This window comes from Methylobacterium sp. R2-1, assembly GCF_014191355.1.
In the GTDB taxonomy this organism is placed as follows: domain Bacteria; phylum Pseudomonadota; class Alphaproteobacteria; order Rhizobiales; family Beijerinckiaceae; genus Methylobacterium.
Map to the genome: position 1 here is coordinate 1 of NZ_JACHWM010000023.1, position 18,254 is coordinate 18,254.

The following is an 18,254-nucleotide window of genomic DNA, read 5'->3' on the forward strand; positions in this document are numbered from 1 at the left end:
AGCTGGCAGCGCGCGCGGCCGAGTACGCGGCCGGCCTCCCCACCCTGCGCCTGTTCGACGGAGAAGGCCGCTCGCTCCTCCGCTTCCGTGCCGTCTTCGAAGCTGCCCTGCCCTCGCCCAGCCACGCTGGCTCGCAGCTGCGAGAGTGGCCCAACGTCGCTCGGTCAGGCCGCGGCGGACGCGAGACCGGTGGCGAGGACAAGGCGGAGCACCGTCCGGAAGCCGAGACTGCGACTTGCCGCCGGATCGAAGCTCGCCGGGATGGCCGGTCCGTCGTCGGCGATGCTGAGGGCCGCTTGGCCGCCATCGAGGGTTTCGGGCCGGATGGCGATGGTGCCACGCCCGCCCTCCTCGAGGGCGTGTCCTGCGTTCGGCCGCGTTCAGCGGTTCGTTCCGCGATCCTTGGCCCCCGTCGCCCGCCGCCCGGCGGTCTCGGCGATGAGGATGCCGCCGAGCACGAGGAGGAGCGCCAGCGTCTCGGCACCGCCGAAGGGTTCGCCCGCCAGAAGCACGGCGAGGCCCGCGCCGAAGACCGGCACGAGATTCACGAACAGTCCGGCCCGGTTCGGGCCGATCAGCTCGACGCCGCGGATGAAGGAGAGCTGCGCCAGCAGTGAGGGACCGAGCGCGACGAAGGCGACGATCGCCCAAGCCGTCGCGGTGGTGGGCCAGATCGAGCGGCCAAGCACCCATTCCGCGGCCAACGGCGGCAGCGAGGTGAGGAAGGCGGCCAGTGCCAGCGCGGTGAAGAAGGCGAGCCCCGACACGGCGGGCCGCCCGGCCAGTGCCACGGTATAGCCGGCATAGACGAGGCTCGCGGCGAGCATCAGCCCGTCGCCGAAATTGAGGCCGAGATGGGCCAGCACCGCGAGATCGCCATGGGTCGTCGCCACCGCCACGCCCACGAGGGTGACGGCGGCGCCCGCCACCTGCCCTGCCCGCACCGGAACGCGGCGCACGACGAAGTTCAGCCCCATGACGAAGACGGGAACCGCCCCCTGGATCAGGGCGACGTTGACCGCGCTGGTGTAGGTGCCGGCGGCGTAGAACAGGCTCGCGAAGATCGTGAAGCCGAACGCGCCCATCAGGAACAGGTAGGGCCAGCGCTGCATCAGCCGGTCCCGCTCTGCCAGAACCTGGCGGCGCGCCACCACGAGCAGCACCGCGAAGGCGAAGGCCCAGCGCAGGGTGGTCAGCACCTGCGGCGAGACCTCGCCGACCGCCCACTTGCCGGCCACCGTGTTGCCCGCCCAGAGGAGGGTGGTCAGCGTCAGGATCGGGTAGGCCGCAGCGGAGGCGCGGGCGCCGGTTGTGCGTTGGGTCACGCTGGAGGATCCGTGCTCGGGGCTCGTTCCGGTCCGATGCCATGCCGTGCCGGCCACGGAATAGCCAGGGGAGGGCACGGCAGCCATTCCGTGGAGGGATCGCCTCTCCCCGCCGCCGGGTTCACCCTTTCGCCGGCTTGACGTTCCCCCTCGCCTGCCCGACTCCTCCCGCCGCACCGGAGCCGAACACCTGCCCGCTTTCAATTCCTCCCGCCGCCACGCCGATCTCGGACCCGACTTCTACGACGTCGTGGCACCCGCCGACTTCCCGTCGGCGATCCTGCGCTACCGCAATCAAGCCTGGGCGCGGCGGGTCGGGCTCGACGGCCTGTCGGACGAGGCTTGGATCGCGCATTTCGCGCGTTTCACGCCTCTGCCCGGCTCGTTCGAGAAGCCGCTGGCGCTGCGCTACCACGGCCATCAGTTCCGCGCCTACAATCCCGATCTCGGCGACGGGCGCGGCTTCCTGTTCGCGCAAGGACGCGATCTGCGCGACGGGCGGCTGCTCGATTTCGGCACCAAGGGCAGCGGCACGACGCCGTGGTCGCGCGGGGCGGACGGGCGGCTCACCCTGAAGGGCGGCGTGCGCGAGGTGCTCGCCACCGCCATGCTGGAGGCGCTCGGCGTCGAGACATCGAAGTCGTTCAGCCTGATCGAGACCGGCGAGGCGCTGGAGCGGGGCGACGAGCCCTCCCCCACCCGCTCGGCCGTGCTGGTGCGGCTCTCGCACTCACACCTGCGCATCGGCACCTTCCAGCGCTTCCTGTTCCTCGAACAGCCTGAACTCATCGTCCGCCTCGTCGATTACGTGGTCGAGACCTACTATCCCGGCATCCAGGAGGCGGACGGGACCGAGCGGGCAGCCCTGTTCTTTGAGGCGATGGTGGCGCGGGTGGCGCGGATGGGCGCGCAGTGGATGGCCGCGGGCTTCGTCCACGGCGTGCTCAACACCGACAACATCAACGTCACCGGCGAGAGCTTCGATTACGGCCCCTGGCGCTTCGCGCCGGTGCACGATCCGGCCTTCACCGCGGCCAATTTCGACGAATGGGGCCTTTACAGCTTCGGCCGCCAGCCCGAGGCTTTGTTCTGGAATCTGAGCCGATTGGCCGATTGCCTGCTCGGGCTCGTGCCGAAGGAGCGGCTGGAGGCGGGGCTCAAGACCTTCGGCCCCGCGCTTCAGGATGCGTTCGCCGAGGCGATCCTGTTCCGGCTCGGCGTCACGCCCGTGCCAGGGGAGGGCGAGGGCGCGGTCCACCGGCTGGTCGGCGCGTTCTGGGCCTTCCTGGAAAAGAGCCGCGCCCCGTTCGAGCAGGTCTTCTTCGATTGGCGCGGTGGGCTGGCCAGCGAGCCCCGCGCCGCCCGGAGCCCGGCGGGCGAGCACTATGCCAGCGACGCCTTCCGCCCGGTCCACGCCGCGCTCCAGGCGATGCGACCCTCCGCGGCGGCCAACCTTGACCACCCTTACTTCGCCCGCGAAAAGCCCTGCACGATGCTGATCGACGAGGTCGAGGCGCTCTGGGCGCCGATCGCGGAGGCCGACGATTGGTCGGCGCTCCACGCCAAGCTGGCCGAGGTCGAGGCCATGGCTGAGGCCACCGGCACGCGTCCCCTCCCCCCGGAGGCCTGAGCGTCATGGGACGCAGCATGGCACGGCGCTTCGTTCTGCGGGGTCGCACCGCCCTCGTCACCGGAGCGGCAAGCGGGATCGGTGCGGCGCTGAGCCTCGCGCTCGCCGGGCGCGGCTGCACCTTGGCGCTCGCCGACCGCGACGCAGAGGGCTTGGCCCAGACGGCAGGGGCCGCCCGCGCCTTCGGCGTCACAGTCAGCGAACACGTGCTCGACCTCGCGGACCGGGACGCATTGCTTTCCCTGCCGGAGGCGGTCCGGGCCCGTCACGGCGGCCTGCAGCTTCTCGTCAACAATGCCGGTGTGGCGCTCGGCGGGCGGTTCGAGGAGACCGACCCGGCCGATATCGACTGGCTGATGGACGTGAACCTGCACGCGGTGATGCGGCTGACCCATGCCTGCCTCCCACTGCTGCGGGCCGAACCCCAGGCGCAGATCGTCAACCTGTCGAGCGTGTTCGGCATCATCGCACCCGCGGGGCAGGCGGCCTACGCGGCGAGCAAGTTCGCGGTGCGCGGCTTCACCGAGGCCCTGCGCCACGAATACGAGGGCACCGGGCTCGGCGTGACGTTGGTGCATCCGGGCGGGGTCGCCACCGCCATCGCTCGCAACGCCCGCACGCCCCGCGCCATGGATACGCGGCAGGCCGCCGAGGGGCTGGCCGCCTTCGAGCGCCTCCTGACCCTGCGCCCGGAGACGGCCGCCGCGGCAATCCTGCGCGGGATCGAGGCGCGGTCACCACGGGTGGTGATCGGCGCCGACGCCCGCCGCGCCCTGCTGGTCCAGCGCCTGATGCCGGTGCACTACTGGTCGCTGATCCGCCGCGCCGTTCGAGACAGATGATTTCGAGACAAGTGATCAGAGACACGTGACCATGGCGAGCCTGCGCGCCCACCTCTACGATCTCGCCATCCGCCTTGCGGTGAAGCGGCGGCTCGGCAGCACGCTCGATGTCTTCGCGATCCGCCGCGCCTTCGAGGGCGCCCGGTTCCCGGCGCCGTCCGGCGTCGCCTTCACCCCCGGCGCGGTCGGCGGCGTGACTGGCGAGTGGGCGCAAGCCGAAGGAGCTGGCGCGAAGGGCGAGCGTCCGACCCTGCTCTATCTTCACGGCGGTGGCTTCATCGCCTGCTCGGCGCAACTGTACCGTCCGGTCACCGGACGCTTCGCCCAGAGAGGCTTTCGGGTGTTCACGCCGGATTACCGGCTGGCACCGGAGCACCCCTTCCCGGCCGCGGTCGAGGATTGCGCCGCCGTCTGGGCCGCGCTCGCGCAAGCGGGTCCGGCGGTCGTCGCTGGGGATTCCGCGGGCGGCACCCTGGCCCTCACGACGATTATCGAGGCGCGCCGCCTCGGCCTGAACCCGCCCGCGGCGGCCGCCCTGTTCTCGCCGGCCACCGACCTGATCGGCCGCAGCGCCTCGTTCCGCACGAATGGGCGGCGCGACGCGATGTTCCGCCCGGAATCGCTGATGCGGCTCGTGCCGGCCTATCTTGCCGGGGCCGACCCCGCCGACCCGCGCGCCTCGCCGATCGAGGCGGATTTCGAGGGGTTCCCGCCGCTCCTGATCCATGTCGGCGCCCGCGAAATTCTGCGCGATGACTCCTTGAGGCTCGCCGAGAAAGCGCGGGAAGCGGGCGTGCCGGTCGAACTCGCCGTCTTCCCCGTGGTGGCGCATGCTTGGCAGCTCGCCGAGAGCTTTCTGCCCGAGGCACGCCGCTCCCTTGATGAGGCCGCGATCTTCCTGCGCCGCGCCTTGCAGGCGGACTCGGGGCCCGGAACGGAGGCCGCTGCGTGAGCGAGTCGCCCCTCGACCTCGTCATCGTCGGCGCTGGCTTTTCCGGCCTCGCCATGGCGATCCGCGCGCGGCAGGCCGGGTTCGACCGCTTCCTTGTGCTGGAGAAGGCCGCGGGCATCGGCGGCACGTGGCGGGAGAACACTTATCCCGGCGCGGCCTGCGACGTGCCTTCGCAGCTCTACTCCCTCTCCTTCGCCCCCAAATCCGATTGGACCCGCCTGTTCGCGCCGCAGCCCGAGATCAAGACCTATCTGGAGGGTCTCGTCGCCGAGCACGGCCTCGCGCCGTTCTTGCGCCTGAAGACCCGCGTGGTGCGTGCTGTCTTCGATGCGACGGCGGGCCTGTGGCGGGTCGAAACCGACGGGGGGACGATCTCTGCCCGCGTGCTGGTGGGCGCCATGGGCGCCCTGCACCACCCTGCCCTGCCCCGTCTCCCCGGTTTGGAACGGTTTTCCGGCACCGCGTTCCACTCCGCGGCTTGGGACCATTCCTGCGACCTGAGGGGGAAACGCGTCGGCGTGATCGGCACGGGGGCGAGCGCGGTGCAGTTCGTGCCGGAGATCGTCGGGCGCGCGGCGCACCTCACCCAGTTTCAGCGCTCGGCCCCCTGGATCCTGCCCCGCGGCGACCGCCCGACCGGGCATGGTCTCCGGCGGCTCATGCGGGTAACGCCCCTGCGCCGGCTCTACCGCGCCTCGCTGTTCTGGCGCCGCGAGGTCGCGGCGCTCCTTGGCTTCACCCGCGTCTCGACCGTCACGGCGCTCGCCGAAGCAGGCGCGCGTCGGCACCTCGCGGCTTCGATCGCCGATCCGGCTCTGAGAAGAAAGCTCACACCGGACTACCGCCTCGGCTGCAAGCGGGTGCTCCTCTCCGACGAATACTACCCGGCGCTGGCCCGGCCCAACGTGAGCCTCGTGACCGCACCGATCCGCGAGGTTCTGCCCCACGGCCTCGTCACCGCGGACGGCGCCGAGCACCCGCTCGACGTGCTGATCTTCGCCACAGGCTTCTCCCCCGGCGGCAGCGTACTGCGCACGGAGGTGATCGGGCGCGGCGGCGTGAGCCTGCTGCAGGCCTGGAAGGACGGGGCGGACGCCTTCCGCGGCGTCTCGGTAGCGGGCTTTCCGAACTTCTTCCTGCTGCTCGGCCCGAATACCGGCCTCGGCCACAACTCGGTGCTCTTGATGGTCGAGGCGCAGGTCGCCCACGTGCTCGACGCGCTGCAGCGGCTGCGTGACCATCCCGGCGGGATGCTGGAGGTACGCCCCGAAGCCCAGGCGCGCTTCCGCGGCGAGGTCGATGCGCGGATGCGGGACAGCATCTGGATGCGGGGCGGCTGCGGCAGCTGGTATCTCGACCGCTCGGGCCGTAACCGCACGCTCTGGCCCGGCCCGGTGGGCGATTACGTGCGCGGCACCGAGCGGATTCGGGCGGAGGATTACAACCTCTTCGATCCACAACGGCCTGCGAACACGATGCAACGGCCGGCCGAGGCGTCGGACGCAGACTGAGGACCATCCATTCCGTTTCAGGGGCCGCGAGGAGGACTTGCTGCCGCAGTAGCGCTTCCCGAGCCGGGCAGCGCATCTCGGCTGCGGTCGAGGCCGAGATCGCGGCGGAGTGCCAGTTTGGCCCTGACCGCGACGAGATCTACGCTGTGCTGGCCGAGCTCCGGCCCGATCCGCCCTCCCCTCGGCGGCATCCCGCCGAAATCGTTCCTGGCGGCCTTCACCCTCAACGGGCCGTCCCGCCGCGATCAAGGGAACACTGAACATCGCAGCAATGACGGCAGCCGAAGTGATCAAACGAAAACGGCGGCCCCTCGCGGAGCCGCCGTTCTGGTTTCACGCGGTGAGAGAAACTCAGCCGCCGAGATGGGGCATCGGATCGACCGGGGTCGCGCCCTTGCGAAGCTCGAAGTGGAGCTGGGGCGAGGTGACGTTGCCGGTGGCGCCCGACTTGGCGATGGTCTGGCCGCGCTTCACCTTCTCGCCGGGGCGCACGTCCAGCTCGCCGTTATGGGCGTAGGCCGAGACGTAGCCGTTGTTGTGCCGCACCAGAACCAGCTTGCCGTAGCCCTTCACGTCGGAGCCGGCATAGGCCACGGTGCCGTCCTCGGCCGCCTTGACCGGGGTGCCCTCGGGCACGGCGATGTTGATGCCCTCGTTGCCCGAGGAGCCGTAGCCGTTGATGATACGGCCCTTGGCCGGCCAGCGGAACGACTCGGCCGGGGCCTGCGGGGCTGCGGCGGCCGGGATCGGGGCAGAGGCGTCGGCGCTGGCGACCTTCACCGGGGCGGCGGGCGCCGTCTCCTTCGCCGGAGGCTTGGCGGCTTCCTTGGCGGCTTCCTTGCTCTCCTTGGCGGCGGCCTTGGCGGCCGCTTCCGCGGCGCGGGCCTCGGCAAGCTTCTTGGCGGCGTCCGCCTTGGCCTGCTTGGCGTCGGCTTCGGCCTTGCGGGCGGCCTCTGCCTTCGCAGCCTCCTTGGCCGCGTCCTTCGCGTCGGGCTTGGTCTCGGCCTTGGCGACCTTCTCGCTGCCCTTCTGACCCGGACGTGGATGCTTGGCGGCCTCTGCCGCCTTCTTCGCCTCGGCCGCCTTGGCATCGGCAAGTTTCTTGGACTGCGCTGCCTTCTCCGCGGCCCTGGCCTCAGCGGCCTTTGCTTCGGCGACCTTGGCGGCGGCAGCCTGGCGCTCGGCCTCGCGGCGGGCGTCGGCGGCCTTCGCGGCAGCGGCCTCGGCGGCACGCTTCTCCGCGGCCTTGTCCGCGGCCTTATCGACGGGCTTGCCGAACTGGAGCTTGGGCTGCGGCGCCGGGGCGGAGGCGCGCGGCGTCATCGCGCGGCTCGCATCCGGGTTCAGGCCGGCCACGTTGCTCGCCATTCCACCGGAGATCGGCTCGGCCGTCGCCACGCGGGTTGCAGTCCTGGCCGGGGCAGAGCTGATCGCGCCGGGGCGCGGCGACAGGGCCGGGCCGGGTGCGGGCAGCGCCTGGGACTGGATGCGCGGCGTGCGGATCGCCGGGGCGGCCGCCATCTCGCCCGCGGCACCCTCTTCCGGCAGGCTGCCGGTAGCCGAGGGTTCGCCCGTCAGCGAGGCGAACGGGTTGGTGAAGGGATCGCCGAGGCGCGACGCGTCCGACGAGCAGGCGGCAGTGCCACCGCCGATCATTCCGATAAGGGCGAAGCGCGATAGCGTCCTCAAGCCCAGAACTTTCCCCCGAACCCGCATCGACGCACCCGTTTGAACACTGACGCAACGTGATGAGCTATTCAAACGGGATTGAGGTTAAGCAACCGTTCCCGAGATCCCCATGCGGATCGATTTCGCGGGTGATCCGTAAAGGTTGAGGAACTCTGGCAACAGCGCCGATCCCGTCTTCGACGCTCGCAACCGTTGCCGTCGACCGGTGAATGACCGCGCGAACCGCTACGGTGTGAGCGCCCGCCCCGGGGTCAGCGGGCCGAGGCGCAGGGCCGGTCCTTCCGTTCGCGCGAAAGCCGCCGCGCCGTCACGGGTCAGCGTCACGAGCCGGCTTGCCCGCCCGGTCCAGAACCCCGCGACCAGCCGCCCGCCGGATTTGAGTGCGGCGGGCAGGTGCGGCGGCAGCGCGGCAAGGCTGCCGTTGAGCAGGATGCGGTCGTAGCTCCCGCCCCGCACGACCTCCGGCGCGAGCCCATCGGCGGTCTCGACGGCGGCCTCGTCGAAGTCGCGCCCGAGATGGGTCCGCGCGGTGCGGGCGAGCCCCTCGTAGCGCTCCAGGCTGCGCACATGGGCTGCGCCCAGTTGCACCAGCAGGGCGGTGACGTAGCCCGTGCCGGTGCCGACCTCCAGCACCCGCGCGCCGGGGGCGATGTCGAGGGCGCCGAGCATGGCCGCGACGATGCTCGGTGCCGTCATGGTCTGGCCGCAGGCGAGCGGCAGGGCGATGTCCCGCCGGGCATAGGCGCGCAGGGCCGGCGGCGCGAAGCGCCCCCGCGGCACCCGCTCCATCGCCCGCAGCACAGTGGTGTCGCGCACGCCGCGCTCGCGCAGGGCCAGCACGAAGGCGGCGTTGCCGGTCGCCGCTGCCAGTCCTTCCGTGAGCCCGTCCGCAAACCCATCGGCCGGCTCCTCGGGATCGCCGGCCTCAGACGGCATGGCCGCCGGATCGACCGCTCTCGCTCACGCTCGAAACGCCGCGGCGAAGCGGGTCAGTTCCGGCTCGTCGGTGAGGTCGAGCCGCAGCGGCGTCACCGAGATGCGGTTCTCGGCGATCGCCTTCAGGTCCGTGCCGTTGCCGGGCTCGAACCGCGCCTTGGCGAAGGCGAGCCAGAAATAGGGGTTGCCGCGCCCGTCGTGGCGGGCGTCGATCTGCAGGAGCGCCTGGTTGCGCTGGCCCTGTGCCGAGACCGCCACGCCCTGTACCGCGTCCGGCTCGCAATCGGGGAAGTTGACGTTGACGAGGATGCCGGGCTCGATCCCGATCTCCAGGATCTTGCGGATCACCCGCGGCCCGTGCGCGGCGGCGCAGGACCATTTCAGGTTGGCGCGCCCGCCCGCACCGTAGGCTTGGCTGAGCGCGATCGCGCGGATGCCGAGGATCGTGCCCTCCATGGCTCCGGCGATGGTGCCGGAATAGGTCACGTCCTCGGCCACGTTCTGACCGCGGTTGACCCCCGACAGCACGAGATCCGGCTTCTGGTCCTTGAGGATGTGCGACACACCCATGATCACGCAGTCGGAGGGCGTGCCCTTCACCGCGAAGCGCTTTTCGGAGACTTGGCGCAGGCGCAGCGGATCGTTCAGCGAGAGCGAGTGCGAGACGCCCGATTGGTCGTATTCGGGCGCGACCACCCAGACGTCGTCGCTGAGTTCGCGGGCGATCCCCTCCAGCGTCTCCAGGCCCGGCGCGTGGATGCCGTCGTCGTTGGTGACCAGGATGCGCATCAGTGGTTCGGTCCCTCGATTCGGTTCAGGCCGCCCATGTAGGGCTGAAGCACCGACGGGATCGTGACGCTGCCGTCGGGGTTCTGGTAGTTTTCCATCACGGCGATCAAGGCGCGGCCGACCGCGACGCCGGAGCCGTTCAGGGTGTGGACGAAGCCGACCCCCCTGCCCTCCTTCGCCCGGTAGCGCGCATTCATCCGCCGCGCCTGGAACTCGCCGCAGACCGAGCAGGACGAGATCTCCCGGTAGGTCTGCTGTCCGGGGACCCAGACCTCGATGTCGTAGGTCTTCTGGCTGGCAAAGCCCATGTCGCCGGTGCAGAGCGTCATGACGCGATAGGTCAGGTCGAGCTTTTTCAGCACGGCCTCGGCGCAGGCGAGCATCCGCTCGTGCTCCTCGGCCGATTGTTCGGGCGCGGTGATCGAGACCAGCTCGACCTTGTTGAACTGGTGCTGGCGCAGCATGCCGCGGGTGTCGCGCCCCGCCGCCCCGGCCTCGGCCCGGAAGCAGGGGGTGAGCGCGGTGAAGCGGAGGGGAAGCTCGTCCTCCGCGAGGATGTTTTCGCGCACGAGATTGGTGAGGGGCACTTCCGCCGTGGGGATCAGCCAGAAGCTGTCGCCCGCCGCGAACTGGTCGTCACGGAATTTCGGCAACTGCGCCGTGCCGAACATCGCCTCGTCGCGCACGAGGATCGGCGGAATCACCTCCGTGTAGCCGTGCTCGGTCGTGTGGAGGTCGAGCATGAACTGCCCGAGCGCCCGCTCAAGCCGGGCCAGCTGGCCTTTGAGCACCACGAAGCGCGAGCCGGAGAGCTTGGCCGCTGCCTCGAAATCCATCAGCCCGATGGCCTCGCCCAGCTCGAAGTGCTGGCGGCCCTGCGCGAGGCGCTCGCGCGAGGAGTCGAAGCGGCGGTACTCGACATTGCCGTGCTCGTCGGCGCCGAAGGGAACGTCCTGCTTCGGCCGGTTCGGGATCGCGGCGAGGCGCGCGTCGAGGGCTTTTTCCGCCTCGCCTTGCGCGGCCTCCAGCCCCGGCGCTTCCTCCTTGAGACGGGCGACCTCGGCCATCAGCTCGGAGGCGCGGTCCTCGTCCTTCACCTTCTTGGCCGCGCCGATCTCCTTGGACAGCGCGTTGCGCCGCTCCTGCGCGCCCTGCGCCGCCGAGACGGCTGCCTTCCGCGCATCGTCGAGGGCGATCAGCTCGGCGCTCAGGGGCGAGAGGCCGCGCCGCTCGAGGTCGCGGTCGAAGGCCTCCGGGTTCTCGCGGATGGCGCGGATGTCGTGCATTTCGGGGCTCTTGAGGTCTTGTGCGCGCGAGGGCCCCGCTTTGCCGCATCGCCCCCCGCATCACAAGAGCGGGCGCGTGCGCAGGCGCCGAGCCGGGCTGCGCTGTGACGCGCCGGCCTGCCCTCGGAGCGCCGGATTTCCGAAAGAAAGGACCGGGAGAAATCGGCAATGGAGTGTGCGAATGGTTCCGCCACTCTCGCTTGTGGATCACGGTGACCGGCACTATATCGTTGCTTGTCCAGCACTTTTTCGCGCGTTTGGCAGGGCGTTGCCGCTCTCGGCCACCAGTTTGGGCGCTCCTGAGAGCTCTCTATGAGAAATATAAGTGTAGGGTCCGCTTGAATTGCGCCCAACAGATTGCCTATATCAAGGACGTCGAACACGAGGGGCCCGGCAAACGAACGGCCACCACCTCAGTTCGAGGTGGGACGGTCATGAGACCGACCTTCGTTTTCAAATTGTCATCAGGAGACACGCCATGAAGTGGTCTGCCCCCGTCGTTGCCGAGATCTGCGTCGGCATGGAAGTCACCTCCTACGAGTCCGCCGAGATCGACACCTTCAACTGAGAAGGCGTCGCCGGCCCTAGGCCGGTTCGGTTTTCATCCCTTCGTCTACCAGGAGAAACGTCATGAAGTGGTCCGCTCCCGTCGTTGCCGAGATCTGCGTCGGCATGGAAGTCACCTCCTACGAGTCCGCTGAGATCGACACCTTCAACTAAGAAGGCTGTCGCCGGATTCGATCCGGTGAGACGGAGGGCGTCACTCGAACAGGGTGGCGCCCTTTTCGTTTGCGGCATCACGACGAAAAGCAGGAAGGCCGGAGGGTTCTGTCACGAACCCTCCGGCCTTCCTGCTTTGTGACGCCTGCTTTGATGATCAGAGACGGTAGCGGATCTGGTCGGTCCAGAAGCGCTCCAGGCGGGAAAGCGCCTGGTTGAGGCGGCCGAAATCATCCTCGGAGATGCCGCCGATCGGCTGGATCGTGCGGGCGTGCTTGTCGTAGAGGCCCTGGATCAGGTCGTGGATCTCGCGCCCCTTCGGCGTCAGGCTGATGCGCACCGAGCGGCGGTCGGTCTTGGATCGGGCGTGGTGCAGGAAGCCGGCCTCGACGAGCTTCTTGACGTTGTAGGACACGTTCGAGCCGAGATAGTAGCCCTTGGAGCGCAGCTCGCTGGCCGTGAGCTCCTTGTCGCCGATGTTGTAGAGCAGCAGCGCCTGGACGCTGTTGACGTCCTCCCGACCGCGCCGGTCGAACTCGTCCTTGATGACGTCGAGCAGGCGGCGGTGCAGCCGCTCGACGAGGTGCAGCGCCTCGAGATAGGAGCCGGCGGCGCCCTGGGCTTCGGCGGCGGTGTCGGTGCTCTTGAGGGCGGTGTTGGCGGCCTTCGTGCTCATCGTGATGCCTTCCTGTCGGTTCGTGCCGGTTCTTGCTGACCGGCCTCGCTTATGAGGTGAACCTAGGCCGCACCGATGAAAGCCGATTTAAGCGACAGGATGAACTCGCGATTTACTTCTGTCGGTAAATGCAAAATGAAACGCTGATGTTGACCTCTTGTTCAGCCTACATCGCGCGCCGCCAGCCAGGATAACACGAAGTAAACAGCGACAATGCTTGCCTGCACTGCGATCACCGGCGTCGGCATCGGCAGGAGCTGCGGCGTCAGCAGCGCCAGCGTCAGCGCCGAGGTCGCGGCGAGGAGCCAGACCACCCCGCCCCAGGCACTCGTCAGCCACAGGCCGACCGCCGCCACGAAGTCGATCACCGCGAAGTAGACGATCGCCGATTGCCGCCCCATCGGTAGGTCGGCGAACGGCGTCCGGCCGGGAATCAGGTCGAGGATCTCGCCCCAGGTGGTGAGTCCCTTGACGAGCCAGACCAGGGCGGTGATCCGCATGAACCAGACCAGCACCACGTCCCAGCGGGTCTGCGCCCGCGGCGTGGTGCCCTCGATTCGGTCGCCGGCTCCGGCGCTCGGGCGCCCGCGCCCGTCGAGGGTGGTGCCGACCTTGGCAAGCGCCTTCACGACCGTGCTCCCATGCGCCCTCCCGCGGCCGGCGCCTCGTCGCGCGGGCCCTGGCTGCCGTCGAAGCGCGGCTCGGTGCCGTCGGGCGGGCCGAAGGCGGCCTGGATCGCTGCGCCGTCGACGTCATCCAGGGTGGCGGGTCGCCACGCCGGCCGGTTGTCCTTGTCGATGATCACCGCCCGCACGCCCTCGTAGAAGTCGTGTCCACCCATCAGCCACTCGGCCAGCCGGTACTCGGCGAGCATGGCCTCGGCAAAGCTGAGTTCGCCACCCCGGCGCATCAGCGCCTGGGCGATGGTCAGGCTGGTAGGCGAGCGGGTGCGGATCGTCGCCGCACTGGCCTCGGCGAAGGCAGAGCCCTGCCGCGCCGCCGCGTCGAGGCGGGTGAGCACCTCCGCGACGGTGTCGGCGCAAAAGCAGGCATCGATCAGCGTCCGCTCGGCGACGAGGGGGCCGGTCTCTGTCGCCGGCGCGTCGAGGCCGTCGAAGGCGCGGGCGATCGCCCCGCCTCCCGCCAGCCGATCGATGATGGTCTCGAAATCGGCCGCCCGCGCCGCATGGGTCGCCAGTCCCACGGCGAGCGCGTCGCCGGCGGCGATCCGGGCGCCGGTCAGCGCGAGGTAGCGCCCGGTGCAGCCGGGCAGGCGCGGCAGGGCATAGGTCGCGCCGACATCGGGGAAGAAGCCGATGCCGGTCTCGGGCATGGCGAAGCTGTAGCTCTCGGCCGCCACCCGCACGTCGCCGTGCAGCGAGATGCCGACGCCACCACCCATGACGATGCCCTCGATCAGGGCGATGTAGGGCTTCGGGTAGCTCTTCACCGCGGCATCGAGCCAGTATTCCCCGCGCCAGAACGCCATCACGTCGGCATGGCGCCCGGCCTGACCGAGGGCGTGGATCTGGCGGATGTCGCCGCCCGCGCAGAAGGCGCGCCCGCCTGAGCCGCGCACCACGACCCGGCTGACCCGCGCATCCCCTGCCCAGGCCCGGAGCTGGCGGTGCATCGCCTCCACCATCGGCAGCGTCAGGGCGTTGAGCGCCTTCGGCCGTCTCAGGGTGATCAGCCCGGCCTCCCCGCGGGTCTCGAAGGCGATCTCGGGCTCGGCCAATTCCGCTCGCACGTCCTCTCGCAAGATCCTTTGCCCACCCGACATTCCGCGCTCCAACGCCGCGCTCATTCCGCCATGCTGCCCCGATCGGACGCCCGCTGCCCGGCGGTGTCATGCCCGCGGCACGGGCCGCGCGGCCCTCTTAGACGAACTCACGGGCAGGGCGTCAACGCGGGCCGCATGCGGATCCAACCCGCTGCGGTCGCACCCAGCTGGATCCGCATGCGGCCCGCTTGACGGTTCCTGGACGGGGGCCTTCCCGGCCATCGGATATGCGGGTCTGAAACCGTGCCGTCACCCGCATTGATCGCCTCTAGGTTGTGACGGCTCGCGCATTTGTTGTTGAGCAGTGTCCGCACCTTCTGCACCTTCGGAAAGCGGGCGGTGGTGGTTGCTTGGTGAATCGAGGCCGCACGGTCCGACGTCCTGGACGAGGCGGAAGGGATGGATGGTGCCTCGCTACTTCTTCGACATCCATGACGATGCCGTCATTATCGACACGGACGGTCGGGACCTGTCCGACCGCCAAGCTGCGCGGGGCGAAGCGCTGTCGCGTGGGGCGGCTTTCGCCGCCGATCCGCAGAAGCTCGGCGGGAGCGGTGTTGTCGTCGTGACGGTGCGTGACGGACCCGACAGGGTGGTGATGCGCCTGCGCCTCGTCTGTCAGATCGAGGATGTGGCGGATTGATACCGACTTCGGGTGCCGGCCGAGTCTCCACCCTCCCCTCGTCGCGGGGGCAGGGCGACGGGCATGACCGTCGCCGGATGCAATGAAGCCACAGGACAACGGGAGCCTGCCCTGCGGCAACGGCGCCTTTCGGGTCCAAATCGGGATGTGCTAGGCGCATCTCTCATGGCCGCGCGTTCCGCGGCGCTCTCCCCACCGATCCTTTTTGCGGGGAAACCTCCGGCCGCCGGACGGTTTTTGGGGATGCGAGCCTGGAATGCTCCGCCTCGGGCCATCGCCGATCGACTTGCCGTCGACCATGGCTTTGACGTCTTTGTCGTGATGCGCTCTTTCCCCCCGAGCCGGCGCACCCTTCGGCTCGAGAGCGCGCTGGAGCACCGGAGTCCTGAGGGCCATGTCAGACGCCACCCCGCGCCCGCTCGCCATCGAAACCGCGCGTGAAGCCGCGCCGGGTTCGGGGCCGCTGAGCCTGACTCAGCGACCGCGCCGCAACCGCAAGGCGGACTGGTCGCGCCGCCTCGTGCGCGAGCATACCCTCACCGTCGATGATTTGATTTGGCCGCTCTTCGTCATCGAGGGTGAGGGTCGGCGCGAGCCGATCGCCTCGATGCCGGGCGTCGAGCGTCTGAGCGTGGACGAGGTCGTGCGTGAGGCCGAGCGCGCGGCCCGGCTCGGCATCCCGTTGGTCTCGTTCTTCCCCTACACCGAGCCGTCCCTGCGCGATCCGACCGGATCCGAGGCGCTGAACCGCGAAAACCTCGTCTGCCGGGCGGTGCGGGCGGTGAAGCGGGCGGTGCCTGAGATCGGCGTGATGACGGATGTCGCGCTCGATCCCTATACCAGCCACGGCCATGACGGGCTGATCGAGGACGGCGCGATCCTCAACGACGAGACCGTGGCGGTCCTGGTCGAGCAGAGCCTGATCCAGGCCGAGGCCGGCACCGACATCATCGCCCCCTCCGACATGATGGACGGGCGCGTCGGCGCGATCCGCAACGGCCTCGACCGGGCGGGCTTCCGCGATGTCCAGATCATGGCGTACGCCGCCAAATATGCCAGCGCCTTCTACGGCCCCTTCCGCGACGCCATCGGCACCAAGGCGGCCTTGGTCGGTGATAAACGCACCTACCAGATGGACCCCGGCAACGCCGCCGAAGCGCTACGCGAGGTGGCCCTCGACCTCGCCGAGGGAGCCGACTCGGTCATGGTCAAGCCCGGCCTGCCCTACCTCGACATCATCACCCGGGTGAAGACGGAGTTCGGCGTGCCAACCTTCGCCTACCAAGTGTCGGGCGAGTACGCGATGATCGAGGCCGCCGCCCGCAACGGCTGGCTCGACGGCGAGCGCGCCATGACCGAGAGCCTGCTCGCCTTCAAGCGGGCCGGGGCCGACGGAGTCCTGACCTATTACGCCCCTCGCGTTGCCGAGCGTCTGCGCGCGGGCGCCTGAGCGGGGACGTCCGGCGGGAGTGGGGCGAGCGTGCTCCGAGGGCTTCCGGACGGCGGCCGCGCCGCGGCGTTGGTGGGCGCCCTCGCCCTCTGGCTCGTAGCCGGATCCGGCTGCGACACGGCGCTGGACGCGCGCCGGGCGACGCTCTGCCGCCGGGCGGTGCCGGCACTGGCCCCGCCCGCAGCCGAGATCAGCCTGCTGCGAGTCGGGCCGGGCGCGAGCCGCGGCAGCGTGCGCGTCGATTACCGTCTCGCGGGCGGGAGCGGATCGCTGCCGAGGGCCGAGGCGACCCGGCCGCGCTTTCTCGTCTGCCAATTCGGCGCGGGCGACGACCTCACGGCGCTGACGACCGAGCAGGGGCCGGTGAACGGTGCCGCGCTCTACCTCCTCAGGCGCTATTATCTGGCGACGCCGGAGGCGGAGGCCGCCGATCCCGGAGCCCGATGAGGCTGGGTGGAAGTCGACGGTCTGACCCGTGCGGTGAGAGGATCGCCTCCGCCCCACTCATGCCAACGCTGCTCTTGTCAACGGCTCCCTTGGCAGCGCCGCACCGTCTCCCCACTTGATCGAACGTGCACGCAACGGTCGAGGATGCGGCGGCCATGACGGATTTTCAGCCCGGTTATCACCCCGGCTACACCAACCCGGCGGGGATGCCCGGCCCCGGCGGGTTTCCGGTGCCGTATGTGCGGGCCAGTCTCGGCGGGCGCACGGTCGCCTACCTGCTCGACCTTGCCTTCATCTTCGTGTTCACCGCCGTCCTCGCCACCGCGATCGCGATCCTCGGCGTCCTCACCTTCGGCTTCGCTTGGATGCTGTTCCCGATCCTCGGCGTCAGCGGCATCCTCTACAGCGCGATCACGGTCGGCGGACCGAAACAGAGCACGCTCGGCATGCGCATGCTCGGCCTGCGGGTAGTGGCGCCCGAGAGCGGCCGGCCGGTGGATTTCCTGACGGCGGGCATCCACGCGCTGCTGTTCTACGTGGCGATCTCGACCTTCCTGCTCTGGTGCCTCGACGTCCTGTTCGGGCTCGTCCGCTCCGACCGGCGCCTCGGCCACGACCTGCTGCTCGGCCTCGCTGTGGTGCGTGACTGATCCCTCTTTCGGGTGAGGGGATGGCGGCGGAAAGACGCCGCCACCGGTGATCAATCCGCCATCAATCCGGTTGAGCGCCGCCGCGATCCCGCTACATTGACCGTGGCCTCGGCGTCCGAGGCCGCCGGCCCCGAGGGCGAGCCTTCCCAGCGTGACGAGTCATCCGCGCGACACTCCGCAATTCTACCTCACGGCCCCCTCCCCGTGCCCCTACCTGCCGGGTCAGGAGGAGCGGAAGGTGTTCACCCATCTCGTCGGGCGCCGCGCCCGCGACCTCAACGAGATCCTGACCCAGGGCGGCTTCCGCCGCTCGCAGACCATCGCCTACCGCCCGGCCTGCGAATCCTGCCGCGCCTGCGTCTCGGTGCGGGTGGTGGTCGAGGACTTTTGCATCACCGGCAGCCAGCGGCGTATCCTCCAGCGCAATGCCGGGCTGATCGGCACCCCGGAGCCCAACCGCCCGGCCTCCGAGCAATACGCCCTGTTCCGCCGCTACCTCGACGCCCGCCACGGCGACGGCGGCATGGTCGACATGACCGTGCTCGACTACGCGATGATGATCGAGGACAGCCACGTCGACACGCATCTCGTGGTCTACCGCGAGCGCGGCCCCGACAGCGCGATCCACGGCCGTGGGGTCGGCGCTCCGGTCGCCGTCTGCCTCACCGACGTGCTCGCCGACGGCCTGTCGATGGTCTACTCGTTCTACGACCCCGCGCAGGCCAGCCGCAGCCTCGGCACCTACATGATCCTCGACCACATCCAGCGCGCCCGCGCGCTCGGCCTGCCGTATCTGTATCTCGGCTACTGGGTCGATGGGTCCCGCAAGATGGACTACAAGGCCAAGTTCCTGCCCCAGGAACGGCTGATGCCGCAGGGCTGGGTGCGGGTGGAGTAGAGCGCGGCGCTGCTGTCGCGACCAGCG

At 69.9% G+C, this 18,254-nt stretch carries 19 protein-coding genes; 11 read left to right on the forward strand and 8 right to left on the reverse strand.

Features of this window, described 5'->3' with window-relative positions:
• Positions 1 to 380: 380 nt before the first annotated feature.
• The gene (locus FHU13_RS25005) at positions 381 to 1,325 is read right to left on the reverse strand and encodes a DMT family transporter (RefSeq protein ID WP_183438533.1); all 945 of its coding nucleotides are present in this window, start codon (positions 1,323 to 1,325) and stop codon (positions 381 to 383) included.
• A 250-nt stretch (positions 1,326 to 1,575) separates the two neighbouring features.
• Here FHU13_RS25005 and FHU13_RS25010 point away from each other — a divergent pair, with 250 nt between their 5' ends.
• The 4 genes from FHU13_RS25010 to FHU13_RS25025 are packed head-to-tail and all read left to right on the forward strand — an operon-like array spanning position 1,576 to position 6,260.
• Positions 1,576 to 2,955 carry a protein adenylyltransferase SelO family protein gene (locus tag FHU13_RS25010; RefSeq protein ID WP_312889646.1) on the forward strand — a complete coding sequence of 460 codons (1,380 nt, stop codon included), beginning with the start codon at positions 1,576 to 1,578 and terminating at the stop codon, positions 2,953 to 2,955.
• A gap of 17 nt (positions 2,956 to 2,972) precedes the next feature.
• Positions 2,973 to 3,797, forward strand: a complete 825-nt coding sequence (locus tag FHU13_RS25015; protein ID WP_183438601.1) for an SDR family NAD(P)-dependent oxidoreductase — start codon at positions 2,973 to 2,975, stop codon at positions 3,795 to 3,797.
• Positions 3,798 to 3,828: 31 nt separating this feature from the next.
• Positions 3,829 to 4,749 carry an alpha/beta hydrolase gene (locus FHU13_RS25020; RefSeq protein ID WP_183438534.1) on the forward strand — a complete coding sequence of 307 codons (921 nt, stop codon included), beginning with the start codon at positions 3,829 to 3,831 and terminating at the stop codon, positions 4,747 to 4,749.
• Positions 4,746 to 6,260: an NAD(P)/FAD-dependent oxidoreductase gene (locus FHU13_RS25025; RefSeq protein WP_183438535.1), complete on the forward strand. Its 1,515-nt coding sequence runs from the start codon at positions 4,746 to 4,748 to the stop codon at positions 6,258 to 6,260. The genes FHU13_RS25020 and FHU13_RS25025 overlap by 4 nt, the downstream gene beginning before the upstream one ends.
• Positions 6,261 to 6,611: 351 nt before the next feature.
• On the opposite strand, the gene FHU13_RS25030 is transcribed toward FHU13_RS25025, so the two are convergent.
• From FHU13_RS25030 to serS, 4 genes are all read right to left on the reverse strand, one after another.
• Positions 6,612 to 7,976 carry a murein hydrolase activator EnvC gene (locus FHU13_RS25030; protein WP_183438536.1) on the reverse strand — a complete coding sequence of 455 codons (1,365 nt, stop codon included), beginning with the start codon at positions 7,974 to 7,976 and terminating at the stop codon, positions 6,612 to 6,614.
• A gap of 198 nt (positions 7,977 to 8,174) precedes the next feature.
• Positions 8,175 to 8,885 (reverse strand): protein-L-isoaspartate O-methyltransferase, encoded by a 711-nt coding sequence (locus FHU13_RS25035; RefSeq protein WP_183438537.1) that lies wholly within the window; start codon positions 8,883 to 8,885, stop codon positions 8,175 to 8,177.
• A gap of 24 nt (positions 8,886 to 8,909) precedes the next feature.
• Entirely contained in the window at positions 8,910 to 9,674 is a 765-nt protein-coding gene (surE, locus tag FHU13_RS25040) for a 5'/3'-nucleotidase SurE (protein WP_183438538.1), read from the reverse strand.
• Entirely contained in the window at positions 9,674 to 10,960 is a 1,287-nt protein-coding gene (gene serS, locus FHU13_RS25045) for a serine--tRNA ligase (protein ID WP_183438539.1), read from the reverse strand. The genes surE and serS overlap by 1 nt, the downstream gene beginning before the upstream one ends.
• A 478-nt stretch (positions 10,961 to 11,438) precedes the next feature.
• Here serS and pqqA (FHU13_RS25050) point away from each other — a divergent pair, with 478 nt between their 5' ends.
• Both pqqA (FHU13_RS25050) and pqqA (FHU13_RS25055) read left to right on the forward strand, forming a co-directional pair.
• Positions 11,439 to 11,528, forward strand: coding sequence for a pyrroloquinoline quinone precursor peptide PqqA (gene pqqA, locus FHU13_RS25050; protein WP_015857429.1), 90 nt, complete (start codon positions 11,439 to 11,441; stop codon positions 11,526 to 11,528).
• 62 nt (positions 11,529 to 11,590) lie between these two features.
• Entirely contained in the window at positions 11,591 to 11,680 is a 90-nt protein-coding gene (gene pqqA, locus FHU13_RS25055) for a pyrroloquinoline quinone precursor peptide PqqA (protein ID WP_015857429.1), read from the forward strand.
• Positions 11,681 to 11,837: 157 nt separating this feature from the next.
• On the opposite strand, the gene ldtR is transcribed toward pqqA (FHU13_RS25055), so the two are convergent.
• From ldtR to FHU13_RS25070, 3 genes are all read right to left on the reverse strand, one after another.
• Positions 11,838 to 12,356, reverse strand: a complete 519-nt coding sequence (gene ldtR / locus FHU13_RS25060) for a transcriptional regulator LdtR (RefSeq protein ID WP_183438540.1) — start codon at positions 12,354 to 12,356, stop codon at positions 11,838 to 11,840.
• A gap of 161 nt (positions 12,357 to 12,517) precedes the next feature.
• The gene (locus tag FHU13_RS25065; RefSeq protein ID WP_183438541.1) at positions 12,518 to 12,985 is read right to left on the reverse strand and encodes a DUF6163 family protein; all 468 of its coding nucleotides are present in this window, start codon (positions 12,983 to 12,985) and stop codon (positions 12,518 to 12,520) included.
• Entirely contained in the window at positions 12,982 to 14,139 is a 1,158-nt protein-coding gene (locus FHU13_RS25070) for an enoyl-CoA hydratase/isomerase family protein (protein WP_183438542.1), read from the reverse strand. The genes FHU13_RS25065 and FHU13_RS25070 overlap by 4 nt, the downstream gene beginning before the upstream one ends.
• A 403-nt stretch (positions 14,140 to 14,542) precedes the next feature.
• Between FHU13_RS25070 and FHU13_RS25075 the strand changes: the two genes are divergently transcribed.
• The 5 genes from FHU13_RS25075 to FHU13_RS25095 all read left to right on the forward strand — a co-directional run bounded on the left by FHU13_RS25075 (position 14,543) and on the right by FHU13_RS25095 (position 18,227).
• Positions 14,543 to 14,782 (forward strand): DUF6894 family protein, encoded by a 240-nt coding sequence (locus tag FHU13_RS25075; RefSeq protein WP_183438543.1) that lies wholly within the window; start codon positions 14,543 to 14,545, stop codon positions 14,780 to 14,782.
• 394 nt (positions 14,783 to 15,176) lie between these two features.
• Positions 15,177 to 16,232, forward strand: coding sequence for a porphobilinogen synthase (hemB, locus tag FHU13_RS25080; RefSeq protein ID WP_183438544.1), 1,056 nt, complete (start codon positions 15,177 to 15,179; stop codon positions 16,230 to 16,232).
• A gap of 30 nt (positions 16,233 to 16,262) precedes the next feature.
• Complete coding sequence (locus FHU13_RS25085) at positions 16,263 to 16,679, forward strand: hypothetical protein (protein WP_183438545.1); 417 nt, start codon at positions 16,263 to 16,265, stop codon at positions 16,677 to 16,679.
• Between the two features lie 155 nt (positions 16,680 to 16,834).
• Positions 16,835 to 17,329, forward strand: a complete 495-nt coding sequence (locus tag FHU13_RS25090) for an RDD family protein (RefSeq protein WP_183438546.1) — start codon at positions 16,835 to 16,837, stop codon at positions 17,327 to 17,329.
• A gap of 151 nt (positions 17,330 to 17,480) precedes the next feature.
• Positions 17,481 to 18,227: an arginyltransferase gene (locus tag FHU13_RS25095; RefSeq protein WP_183438547.1), complete on the forward strand. Its 747-nt coding sequence runs from the start codon at positions 17,481 to 17,483 to the stop codon at positions 18,225 to 18,227.
• Positions 18,228 to 18,254: the final 27 nt, after the last annotated feature.